General features: G+C 71.1%; 9 protein-coding genes. 3 read left to right on the top strand and 6 right to left on the bottom strand.

The annotated features are described in order from the left end of the window. Positions 1-70 precede the first annotated feature (70 nt). Both Air01nite_RS18090 and Air01nite_RS18085 read left to right on the top strand, forming a co-directional pair. Positions 71-532, top strand: a complete 462-nt coding sequence (locus Air01nite_RS18090) for a nuclear transport factor 2 family protein (protein ID WP_203703744.1) — start codon at positions 71-73, stop codon at positions 530-532. 41 nt (positions 533-573) lie between these two features. Beyond that, on the top strand, positions 574-1,785 hold the full coding sequence (locus Air01nite_RS18085; protein ID WP_203703742.1) for a hypothetical protein: 1,212 nt from the start codon (positions 574-576) through the stop codon (positions 1,783-1,785). Here the strand turns inward: Air01nite_RS18085 and Air01nite_RS18080 are convergent. The 3 genes from Air01nite_RS18080 to Air01nite_RS18070 form a co-directional block, all read right to left on the bottom strand. Continuing rightward, positions 1,725-2,645: an AraC family transcriptional regulator gene (locus Air01nite_RS18080; RefSeq protein ID WP_203703740.1), complete on the bottom strand. Its 921-nt coding sequence runs from the start codon at positions 2,643-2,645 to the stop codon at positions 1,725-1,727. The two genes, Air01nite_RS18085 and Air01nite_RS18080, sit on opposite strands and share 61 nt — an antisense overlap. Then, positions 2,630-3,412: a phytanoyl-CoA dioxygenase family protein gene (locus tag Air01nite_RS18075; protein ID WP_203703738.1), complete on the bottom strand. Its 783-nt coding sequence runs from the start codon at positions 3,410-3,412 to the stop codon at positions 2,630-2,632. Before Air01nite_RS18075 ends, Air01nite_RS18080 begins: the two co-directional genes overlap by 16 nt. A gap of 74 nt (positions 3,413-3,486) precedes the next feature. Then, positions 3,487-4,200: a neutral zinc metallopeptidase gene (locus Air01nite_RS18070; protein ID WP_203703736.1), complete on the bottom strand. Its 714-nt coding sequence runs from the start codon at positions 4,198-4,200 to the stop codon at positions 3,487-3,489. 225 nt (positions 4,201-4,425) lie between these two features. Between Air01nite_RS18070 and Air01nite_RS18065 the strand changes: the two genes are divergently transcribed. After that, on the top strand, positions 4,426-5,079 hold the full coding sequence (locus Air01nite_RS18065) for an HAD family hydrolase (protein WP_203703876.1): 654 nt from the start codon (positions 4,426-4,428) through the stop codon (positions 5,077-5,079). Positions 5,080-5,207: 128 nt separating this feature from the next. Here the strand turns inward: Air01nite_RS18065 and Air01nite_RS18060 are convergent, their stop codons facing one another. The 3 genes from Air01nite_RS18060 to Air01nite_RS18050 all read right to left on the bottom strand — a co-directional run bounded on the left by Air01nite_RS18060 (position 5,208) and on the right by Air01nite_RS18050 (position 11,372). After that, positions 5,208-7,748, bottom strand: a complete 2,541-nt coding sequence (locus Air01nite_RS18060) for an ABC transporter permease (protein WP_203703734.1) — start codon at positions 7,746-7,748, stop codon at positions 5,208-5,210. Beyond that, entirely contained in the window at positions 7,748-8,503 is a 756-nt protein-coding gene (locus tag Air01nite_RS18055) for an ABC transporter ATP-binding protein (protein ID WP_239090793.1), read from the bottom strand. Before Air01nite_RS18055 ends, Air01nite_RS18060 begins: the two co-directional genes overlap by 1 nt. A 331-nt stretch (positions 8,504-8,834) precedes the next feature. Then, positions 8,835-11,372, bottom strand: a complete 2,538-nt coding sequence (locus tag Air01nite_RS18050; protein WP_203703732.1) for an ABC transporter permease — start codon at positions 11,370-11,372, stop codon at positions 8,835-8,837. Between the last annotated feature and the right edge of the window lie 247 nt (positions 11,373-11,619).

Below are 11,619 nucleotides of genomic sequence, written 5' to 3'. Positions count from 1 at the left end.
GCTCTTCCGACGAGACAGGGGCCTTGTCTGTGAGCCTGACATTCCCGGGCGGGGCGTCGTCGTACCGGGTATGACTGATTTCCAGGCAATCGCGGACCGGGTTTCGATCGAAGCGCTGCGGGCGGAGTACACGGACGCGGGGTTCATGCGCGACTACGACCGCTTCGCGTCACTGTTCACACCGGACGCGGTGGTGCGGATCCCGGACGCGGGGGTTGAGCTGGTCGGCCGCGACGCTATCCGGGCGGGGATCGAGCGGCTGCAGGGGTTCTGGGAGTTCTTCATCCAGAACACGCACCAGGGGGCTCTGACGGTCACGGGGGAGGAGGCGTCGGGGCGGGCGCATATGCACGAGCTCGGGCGCCTCAGGGACGGCACGTCGCACGTCAACTACGCCATCTACCACGACCGTTACCGCCGGACGGCGGACGGTTGGCGGTTCACGGAACGCTCGTACGAGGTCCGCTACACGGACGCGTCCCCGCTGGCCGGCACACCGGGCCAGGCGTACCTGGCAGACCGCCTGACGTAACGGGGCGGCGACGGTGGCCGGGCTCTGCGACCATCGGCGCCATGCGTAAGGTCGCCCTGGCATTGGCGGTTGTCCTGCTGCTCTCCGGGTGCACGGGCGAAGGCACCACGGCCGGGCCAGCGGAACCGTCCGGCGCCTCGCCCACGCCCACCGTCATCACCGCTCCGCCGCCCGTGTGGCGGTTGGCGACGTTGCCGGAGCTGCGCGGGCCCAGCAACGTGCTGTGGGACGTCGCGTCGGTCGACGCCACGCACGCGTGGGCGGTCGGTCGGGAGGCCTACTCGCCCGAGAAGCCCGACGACACCGGCGTCCCGCTGGTCCTCGAGTGGGACGGGACGCGCTGGGACCGGGCGGCGTTGCCGCAGATCGGGTGGTACGGCGGGTTCGAGCTGGTCGCGGCCGACTCGCCGGCAAACGTCTGGGTGGTCGGCAACAAGGCCGCCCCGACGCCGGAGGACCAGGAGGCGCACGTCTTCCACTTCGACGGGACGGCCTGGCGCGAGGTGTCGTTGCCGCGGCGCGTCAACGAGGACTACTCGCTGATCACCGGTCTCACCGTGGGGAATGGACAGACGTGGCTGGTCGGCAACCACCAGAGTGACGTGGTCATCGAGCAGTGGGACGGCACGGGCTGGCGGGCCCACCAGTCGCCCGCCGAATGCCGCAGCGGCGGCACGTCCTTCGGCGGCATGCCGAACTTCTGCACCTTCACCGCCATCAAGGCCTTCGGCCCGAACGACGTCTGGGCCGCCGGCAACGGCGCGTGGAAAGGCTTCAAGGGCCCGCTGCTGTTCCATTGGAACGGATCAGGCTGGCGCACGGTCCAGGTGGGCATCAACGAGCAGGAGACCTCGTTCAACGCGCTCGGCGGGCGCTCGTCCGCGGAGCTGTGGGCGGTCGGCGATCACGGCCTGGCCGTACGCGGCGCCGCTGGATCCTTCGACGTGCTCCGCGACGCGCCGGGTGGCCTGCTGCCCGACGTGGCCACCGACCCGGCCGGGCGGCCGTGGTTGATCGAGAACACCACCGCGCCGAGCACGGGTCTGGCCGCCTTCAGCGCCGGCGCGTGGGTCGGCCAACCCGCGCCGCAACCGCCGGACGCGATCGGGATGAGCCTGCACGGGATCACCGGGACACCGGGCAGCAGTCTGATGTTCGCGGCTGGCCATGCCGCTCTCCCCACCGAGCCGCGCTACGTGCGCGCGGTCCTGCTCGAGTACGTCCTAGGCCCCGGCACCGAATCACGCGCCTGACGCTCGGGCTCCACCGGGAGCCACAGTTCGGCGTCGGCCTCGGTCTTGTCCGGTGACAGCTGGGTGCGCAGGATCTCGGGACCGGTGCGGCTGCGGTACGGGTTCGACGGGAACCATTCGGTGAACACGTCCCGCCACAGCTCCTGGATGGCCTGCGGTGCCGGCCCCGAGGTGGTGAAGACCGCCCAGGTGCCGGCCGGGACGGCCAACGTGGTCGTGCCCTCCAGCGCGGCCGCGGAGGTGATCACGCCGTAGTGGTAGTCGAGGTCCGTGCCCTCGGCGCGGTTCGCGTCCAAGCCGTCGCAGACCGAGACGATGCCGTGCGGCTCCCCGTCCGACAGCTTCTCCAGGCGCTCCAAGGTTCGTGGGTCGATCCCGCGGACGAAGTCGATGATCGCCTGGTTCGGCCCCGCGTGCACCAGCGGCACCCGGGTCTTGAAGCCGACCACGGTGAAGCCCGCCCTGTCCACGACGCGGTACCGCATGCTGCTGCCACCCTCGATGGTGAGGCGGAAGGCCATCCGGGACTGGGAGTTGAGCGCCGCGCCGGTGCGCCGGGCCTCGCCCGGTCCGACGCCGTGCATGGCACGGAACGCCCGCGCGAACGCCTCGCCCGAGCTGTAGCCGTAGCGCACCGCGATCTCCAGCAGCGTCGCACGCCCCGCGAGCACTTCCGCGCCCGCGAGAGTGAGCCGGCGGCGCCGGACATACTCCGAGAGCGGTAGGCCCGCCAGCGCCGAGAACATCCGGCGCAGGTGGTACTCCGACGTCGCCGCGATGCGGGCCAGCTCCGCCACGTCGACAGCCTGGTCGAGATGGCGCTCGATGTGATCCATGGCCTGGTTCAACCGGTCGAGCATGCCCGTCCCAGGCCCTGGCGGATCGCGATCTCCACGGGTGAGTAGGCGCCGTCGGCCCGCTCCAGCTCGTACGGCGCCGCCGGCATCAGCGGCGGCTGGGCCATGAAGCGGGGCCGCTGCCCATGGTGCGGTTGCGCCGCGTGCACAAGGAAGGGATGGCACAGGAAGACGTCGCCCGGCGACCCGGTGGCGAGGGCGACCGCCCGGTGGTCGGAGGCCGCCACCAGATCGGGGGCAAGTGCCAGCCCGCTCGCCCCGTCCTCCCCGTATGCCTCCAGCACCTTCGGCACGTCGAGGTGCGAGGCGACCCGGATCCGCGTCGGGGCGTCCTGTTCACCCACCTCGCTGAACAGGAACAGCATCAACAGCGCCCGCCCCCGGGAGCGCAGGTTGGTGAAGTACCAGGTCTCGCCCTCCGGCAGATAGCTGCCCTCGATGTGCCAGCCCGCGTCGTCCGGCTCCTCCTCGTGCGGGAAACGCAGCGGGAACGTGCCCAGCGAATAGCGCGGCTCCCAGCGGCCCGCGCCGACGAGAAGGTCGTACGCGTGATGCAGGAACGGGGAGTTGGGAGCGGCGGCGAACGGCCCCTGCGCCATGCCGGCCACCCAGTGCACGGGCCGCGTCCACGTCGCCGGGTCGTCCGGGTCGCAGCCGGTCTCCCGCCACAACAGCCGCGCGCAGTCCGCGGCCACGCGCGGCGCTACGGCGCCCTCCAGCTTCACGAAGCCGTCGCGCACGAAGCGGGAAACCAAGGTCGCGTCATCCATGCCGCCAATGGTGCGGCGACCCGGACCCTGATCACCCGACATTCGCCGCACCGCCATTATCGGGTACGTGCCGCTCAGTTGAGGTCGCAGGCCGACAGCGATCGCTCGTACCCCAGGAAAAACGACTCTGTGCGTTGTTCGGCCGTGCCGTGCGCGCCCGGTGCGAACCACGGCACGCTCGGGTCGTCGCCCACCGCCAGCAGCCCCTTCTGGAACTCGTCGAGGTCGCCCTTGTCGATCGTCAGCGACTTGCCGCGGACCGAGTCGCCCAGATAGGCGCCCGCCATGCAGTCCGCCTGCAGCTCGTGGTCGATGGTCAGCCGGTGGCTGATGCCGAGGCGCGCCTGGACGGCGTGCGCGTACTCGTGACCCAGCAGGTAGTAGAGGAACGCGTCGCCGACCTGTTGGAAGGCGCCCACGGCGAAGTTCACGTCGTATGCGATGAAGTCCCCGTCCGGGCAGTAGACCGCGTTGTTGCGGGGCACCGGCTCGCCCGCGCAGTCGATCTGGCCGTCGCGGGTGTAGCTGACGATCCGGCGCACCGGCTGGAAGCGTTCCCCGGACTGGTCGAAGACCGTCGTCCAGTAGCTCTCCGCCGACTTGGTCGCGTCGTCGATGTCGCTCTCGAACTCCTCGGCGGTCATCGAGCCGTCGTCGGCGGACGCACCGGTTGCCGCCGGTGGCGGTGGCTCCCCGGCAGGTGACGACGGGTCGCCCAAACCGCATGCGAGGGCGACCGCGCCGGCGGTCACCACCCCGAGCACCCGCAGCAGTACGGGTCTGGTCATCGCGACGTCCCCTCTCGACCGGTGGCCCTGTTTACCCCCGCGGCAAGATCTTTAACGACCGCCTCACCACTCACCATTGTCACTGCGGCGCACAACAGGTGAACGCCGCGCGAACGCGCGTGACGTGCGCCACCGGCCCGCGCGGGGATGCTGGGCGGGGGCCGCATCCGGGCGATACTCGACCTGATGACGGACACGGTGGAGGGCACGGACAGGCCCGCGGCGGTGCTGTTCGACATGGACGGCACGCTCCTCGACAGCGAGCAGGTCTGGGACATCGGGCTTCGCGAGCTTGCCAAGGAGTACGGCGGCGAGCTGTCCGACGAAGCGCGGCTCGCGATGGTCGGCGGCAACATGGAGAGCTCGATGGCGATCCTGCACGCCGACCTCGGCCAGGAATGGCGCGACCCGGCCGCCTCGGAGGCCTGGCTGGTCGACCGGATGGCCGAGCTGTTCCAGACCGAGCTGCGGTGGCGGCCCGGCGCCCGGGAGCTGCTGAAGACCGTGCACGACGCCGGGATTCCGGCCGCGCTGGTGACCAACACCGGCCGCGCGCTGGTCGAGATCGCCATCGAGGTGATCGGGCGGCAGTGGTTCGACGCGGTCGTCTGCGGCGACGAGGTGAGCGCCGGCAAGCCGGACCCCGAGCCTTACCTGATGGCCGCCCGCCTCCTCGGCGTGCCGGTCGAGCGCTGTGTCGCCATCGAAGACTCTCCGGTGGGCGTCACGAGCGCCCTCGCGGCGGGAGCGGCGGTGATCGCCGTACCACACGACGCGGCGGTCGCCCCGCGCCGCGGCGTACACCTGGCGGACAGCCTGACCACCGTGGACCTGCCACTGCTCGCGGCCCTCACCGCACGAGCCGTGCCCACCCCCTGAACCAGGGACTCGGGTCCGCGGTGGGCACGACCGTCGCTCCCGCCAGACACCGCTCCGCTGCGCTGCGCTGCCAGGTCCGCGGTTTGATGCGGCGGTGCCCGCCCCCGAAGGAGCGGGCACCTCACCCCCTACTCGTGCGCGATCGCGCCGAGCACGTTGAGCCGTGCCGCCCGGATCGACGGCACGATCGCCGCGACGCAGCCGACCAGCGCCGCCACGCCCAGGTAGAGCAGGATCGTCGACCACGGCAGCGTCAGGTCGGTGAAGCCCTGGTCGCGCAGCGCCCGGACGACCGCCGCACCCAGGCCGCCGCCGACCACGACACCCAGCAGGGCGCCGAACACCGAGATGACCACCGCCTCGACCGTGATCATCCGCATCGTCGCGCCGCGGCTCAGGCCGATCGCGCGGAGCAGGCCCAGCTCGCGGGTGCGCTCCATGACCGACAGGGCCAGCGTGTTGACGATGCCCAGCACCGCGATCAGGATCGCCAGCGCCAGCAGGATCTGGATCATGACCAGCACCTGGTCGATCATGCCGGTCTGTTGGTCCGTGAAGGCGGCCTGGTCGATCACCGAGACCAGCGGGTTGTCGGCGACCAGCGCCTCGATCTGCGGCTGCACCGACGCGACGGGCGTGCCCTCGTCGAGCCGCACGAGGCCGAGTGACGGTGCGGGCTGCGCGAAGTCCTGCATCGCCGCCGCCGGCAGCATGACCTCGCCCATCGCCTTGTCCTTCGGCGCGATGCCGCTGATCGTGTAGCGGTGCTCGTTGCCCCGGGACAACTGCACCGTCAGCACCGAGCCGACCGACCAGTTGTGGTCCTTCGCCGTCTCGTCGCTGACGATCACCTGGTCGGGGCCCAGCGCCGAGATCGAGCCCGCCACGGCCGTGCTGCCGTAGATGGCCGGGAGCGGCGCGGCGTCGGTCACCGACGTGACCCACTGCTGCCGCCCGTCGACCGTGGCGGCGTCACTGCCCACACCGACGACGTCGCGTACGCCGGGCACCGCCTTGGCCTCGTCGACCACCCCCGGCGCGAACGTCGGCGCGCGGGGGCCGGTCTGGGTGCCCTGGATGATCAGCTGGGCGTCGATCGATTCGACCGCGCCGGCGATGCTGGTCTTCGCCGAGGACGCGACCACGCCGACGCCGGTGACCAGCGCGATGCCGACCATCAGCGCCGACGCGGTGATCGCCGTGCGGCGCGGGTTGCGGCCCGAGTTGAGCCGGCCCAGCCGGCCCGGCACCGACCAGGCGAAGATCCGGCCGAGCAGCCCGACCACCGGGCGGCTGAGCACCGGGGTCAGCAGGGCCACGCCGACGAACGCCAGCAGCACGCCGCCCGCGACCAGCAGGAGGCCGCCGTCCGCGTACAGGCCGACGCCGAGCAGCGCGGCCGCGGCCGCGGTGATCACACCGCCGATCGCCGTGATCTTCGTGAGCGGCCGGTCGGGGGTCGCCACGTCCTGCATGGCCGCCACCGGCGGGATCCGCGACGCGCGCAGCGCCGGCATCACCGCGGCGACGATGGTGACCACCACGCCCACCACGAACGAGGCGACGAGCGCGACCGGCGGCACGCCGAGCCCGGCCAGCTCCAACCCGCCCGAGAACTTGCCGGCGAGGAACGCGAGCAGCGCGCCGACCCCGATGCCGGCGCCGACGCCGATCACCGAGGCGACCGTGCCGACGATCACGGCCTCGGTCAGCACCGAGCCGATCACCTGCCGGCGACCCGCGCCGATGGCCCGCAGCAGCGCCAGTTCCTTGGTCCGCTGTGCGACCACGATCGAGAACGTGTTGATGATCAGGAAGATGCCGACGAACAGCGCGATGCCGGCGAAGCCGAGCAGGATGTTGTTGAAGAACTTCAGGCTGTCCTTGAGACCCGCCGCGTCGTCGGCCGCGGCCTCTTCACCGGTACGCACGGTGTAGTCGGCACCCAGCGCGGCCGCGACCCGCTCCTTGAGCGCCGCCGGCGTCGTGCCGTCGGTGGCCTTCACGTCGATGCTGCTGAACACGCCCGGCGCGCCGAGCATCAGCCGCTGCGCCACCGGCTCGGTGAACGCGATCTCGTTGACGCCGCCGAGGCTGTCCCGGTCGCCGCTGTAGCCGAACGTGCCGACGATCGTGAACTCACGCTGCTTGGCGTCGAGGGTCAGCACGCCGACCCGGTCGCCGACCTTGACCTTGCCGGCCGTGGCGAGACCGACGTTGACCACGATCTCGTCGTCCGCGGTGGGCCCGCGACCCTCACGGAGCTGGGTCAGCGCGTTCTCGCCCAGCCAGTTCTCGCCGAGCTGCGGCGGACCGAACGAGCCGACCGCCTTGCCGTTGCTGCCGATCATCGTCGCGCCGTCCGCGGCGACCACGCCGCGGGCCTGCGCCACGCCCGGCAGCGCGGACACGGTGGTGACCGCCGACTGCGGGATGTTGGCCGGCACCTGCTCGCCTTCCATCTCCGACACGGCCACCTTGGCCTTGCCGGCGACGGTCACGTCGGTCTGCGAGTAGGCGTCCGAGAAGATCGAGTCGAACGAGCGGGACAGGGTGTCGGTGAGCACGAACGAGCCGGCCACGAACATCACGCCGAGGATGACCGCGAGGCCCGACAGGATCAGGCGGACCTTGCGGGCCAGCAGGCTCTTGAGAGTGGCGCGCAGCATCAGCGCTCCACCTCGGCCGGCGTGTCGAGCTTCTTCATGCGGTCGAGCACCATGTCGGGCGTCGGGTCGTGCAGCTCGTCGACCACGGAGCCGTCGGCGAGGAAGATGACCCGGTCCGCGTACGAGGCGGCCACCGGGTCGTGGGTGACCATCACGATCGTCTGCCCGTGCGACTTGACGGAGTCCCGCAGGAAGCCCAGCACGTCGGCGCCGGACTTCGAGTCGAGGTTGCCCGTCGGCTCGTCGGCGAAGATCACCTCGGGCCGGGCGACCAGCGCCCGCGCGCACGCCACCCGCTGCTGCTGGCCGCCGGAGAGCTGGGCGGGCCGGTGGTCGAGCCGGTCCTGCAGCCCGACGGTCTTGATCACCGTGCCGAACCACTCGTCGTCGGGCCGGCGCCCGGCGATCGACAACGGCAGCAGGATGTTCTCCTTGGCCGACAGCGTCGGCAGCAGGTTGAACTGCTGGAAGATGAAGCCGATCTTGTCGCGCCGCAGCCGGGTCAGGCCGGCGTCGCCGAGCCCCGTGACCTTCGTCTCACCGATGTGCACGTCGCCCCGGGTCACGGAATCGAGCCCGGCCAGGCAGTGCATGAGCGTGGACTTGCCGGAGCCGGACGGCCCCATGATCGCAGTGAAGACGCCACGCTGAAACGTGACGCTCACCCCCCGCAGCGCGATCACCTCCGCTTCGCCGCTGCCGTAGACCTTCCACACGTCGTCCGCGCGGGCCGCCACCGGATCGCTGGCCGTCACCTGGTTCCCCCTCGTCAACCGGTCATGGTCCGGCCGGACCACGACGGTCCGGCCGGCATCTTCCATGCTGGCGGACGGTCGCAACGAGTTTCGTCCGTCCCACGACGGAGGAGGGTCGGATTTTCCGATGCGGGTACCCCGTACCTGACCTCAGGGTTTGTCCCCCAGGTCGGATCGGTGGATCAGCGCGGCCTGCGACGGGCCCAGCCGCCGCCTGGCGGCGTCCTGGGATCACCTGGATACGACACCGGTATCCGGATAATCCCAGGCCACCGCCGAGCGACACCTGGACTCCGTCTCGGCTCGCACTGATCCACCGATCCGACCTGGCTTACTCGTACGCGATGGCCTGAAGGACGTTGAGGCGTGCGGCCCGTATGGCGGGGAGCACAGCGGCGATCAAGCCCGCGACGATCGAGAGGGCGAGCGTGATCAACAGGTAGCCCCACGGCACGGTCAGCGACAGGAACTCGTCGCCGAGCGCCACCACGATCGCGACGCCGAGGCCGACGCCGATGAAGATCCCGAGGAGCGCGCCGAAGACCGAGATCAGGATCGACTCGACGGTGACCATCCGGCCGACCATGGCCCGGCTCATCCCGACGGCCCGGATCAGGCCGAGCTCCCGGGTCCGCTCGAAGACCGACAGCAGCAGCGTGTTGACCACGCCGAGCACCGCGACCACGATCGTGAGGCCGAGCAGCGTGTTGACGATGCCGAGCAGGATGTCGACGAAGTTGTTGGCCTGGCCGATGAGCTGCGACTGGTCGTTGACGCTGACGTCCGGGTTGTTCGCGAACAGCTTGTCCAGCTCGGCGCGCACCTGCGGCACCTGGCTGTCGCTGGCCACCTGCACGAACCCCTGCTGGGCGAACGGCGACCGGAACCCGCCCGCGTCCGCGCTGCTGATCAACGAGCTGGAGATCGCCTGGTTGGGCTTGAACACGCCCACCACGTCGAGGGTCACCGGCGCGCCGCGCGCCGTGCGCATCGTGACCCGGGTGCCCGGGCCGACGTGCAGGGCGTCCGCGGTGGGCTGGTCGAGCAGGGCCTCCCCGGGGTTGAGCGTGCGCACGTTGCCGGCCACCGGCCGCAGGTTGAAGATCGTCGAGGCGGCCTGTGCGTCGCCGGCCAGCACGAACCGGTCGCTGCCGTTGAGGTTGACGGTGTCGCCGCGCAGCGCGACGGCCGAGGTGACCCCCGGCAGGGCGGCCATGGTCCGCTCGAGCTCCGGTGGGAAGCCGACGCTGGCGCCCGGAGCCTGGCTGAGGCTCGTGGTGACGGCGAGCTGTGCGTTGACGTCCCGCTCGAACGCGCTGGTGATGCCGGCCTTCGCGGACTGGGCGAACACGCCGGCGCCGGTGGCCAGCGCGACCCCGATCATCAGGGCGGCGGCGGTGACCGCGGTCCGGCGCGGGTTGCGGCCGGTGTTGCGGGCGCCGAGCCGCCCGGGCACGGACCACGCGAACGCCTTGCCGGCCGCGGTGGTCAACGGGCGGCTGATGATCGGGGCGAGCATGGCCATGCCGAGGAAGCACAGGCCGGCGCCGATGCCGAGGGTGAGCCAGGTCGGGATGTCGCCGACCTTGCCGACGCCGAGACCGAGCAGCAGCCCGCCGGCGCCGAGCACGACCCCGCCGGCGCTCGTGAGCTTCGTGAGGGGCTTGTCGGGCGTGACCGCCTCGCGCATGGCGGCGATGGGTGGGACGCGGCTCGCGCGCAGCGCCGGTATCAGCGCGGCCACGACCGTGAAGGCGGTGCCGACGGCGAGGGTCGTGAGGATGGCGTACGCGCGGACGACCACCCCGCTGACCGGCAGCATCGCGCCGATGATCGCCTGGAGCGCCTTGTTGAGGATGAAACCGACGAGGATGCCGAGCCCGAGCCCGACGATGCTGGCGGCCAGCCCGAGCAGCACGGACTCGAGGAGGACGGACCGGTTGACCTGGCCGCGGCTCGCGCCGAAGGAGCGGTAGAGGGCCAGCTCCCGGGTCCGCTGCGCGACCAGCATCGAGAACGTGTTGAAGATCAGGAAAGCGCCGGTGAACATGCCGATCAGCGCGAACACGACCAGCCCGGTCTTGAGGATGTTGACGAAGCTGGAGGTCGCGCTCTGCTGCTCCTCGGCGACCTGCGCACCGGTACGCACGGTGTCGTTCGGCAGAGCGGCCGCGACGCGGTCCCGCAACGTGCTGTCGCTGACCCCACCCGCGGCGGCGACGTCGATGCTAGTGAACTTGCCGGGCGCGTTCAGCAGAACCCGCTGGGCCTGGGGCAGGGTGAACGCGACGGTGGTCTCACCGGCAAGCGATGGCCGGTTCCCGGCAAATCCGAATATCCCGACGATTTTGTACGGCGTACGCGGCTGCAACGTGATGACGTCGGCGGTCTGCCCGATCCCGAACCCACTGGCGTCCGAAAGCCCTTGGTTGACAGCGATCTCGTCATCGGCCTGCGGCGGCCGCCCCTGCCGGAGCTGAAGCAGCGGATCACCGTTCCACGCGATCCCTTGCTGCGGCGGCCCGGCCCCGCCGACGACCTTGCCGTCGGACCCGATCAACCGCGCCCCCGCCGAGTAGACACCGGGCCTGACCCCCGCGACCCCGTCGACACCGCGGACGGTATCGACGTCCTGCTGGCCGAGAAGGGCGGTCGGGGTGCTGAACTGCGCGTTCTGCCCGCCGGGCGTGGTGTCCTTGGCGGTGACCTCGACGTCGATGCTCTGATTGACGGTCGAGAAAAGCGCGGTAAACCCTTGGGCGAAGGTGTCACCGGCCACGAACGCACCAGACATGAACATGGTGCCGAGCACGACCGCGAGCGCGGAGAGCGCGAGCCGCAACTTGTGCGTGAGCAGCCCACGCAACATGGACCGGAACATATGGACCCCTTATCCGGCCGCGGGCGGCTGGGTATCGTCCTTTGTGGATTTCGCTTGTCGTTTGGCCGCCTTCCGTGGTGGGCTGTCGCCGGTTGCGGGCGGTTCCGCGCTCCTGCCTTCGTCGGGGGAGTCGTCCGGTTGCTTCGGTGCGGAGGCTCGCCTGCGCTGCTTGCCGGCCGGTGGCCGGCTGGCGGCCGGTCGCGAGCCGGCGGCACCGGCGGGCTTCCGCCGCGCC

This window comes from Asanoa iriomotensis (assembly GCF_016862515.1).
GTDB lineage: Bacteria > Actinomycetota > Actinomycetes > Mycobacteriales > Micromonosporaceae > Asanoa > Asanoa iriomotensis.
This window is presented reverse-complemented; position numbering and strand designations above follow the sequence as displayed.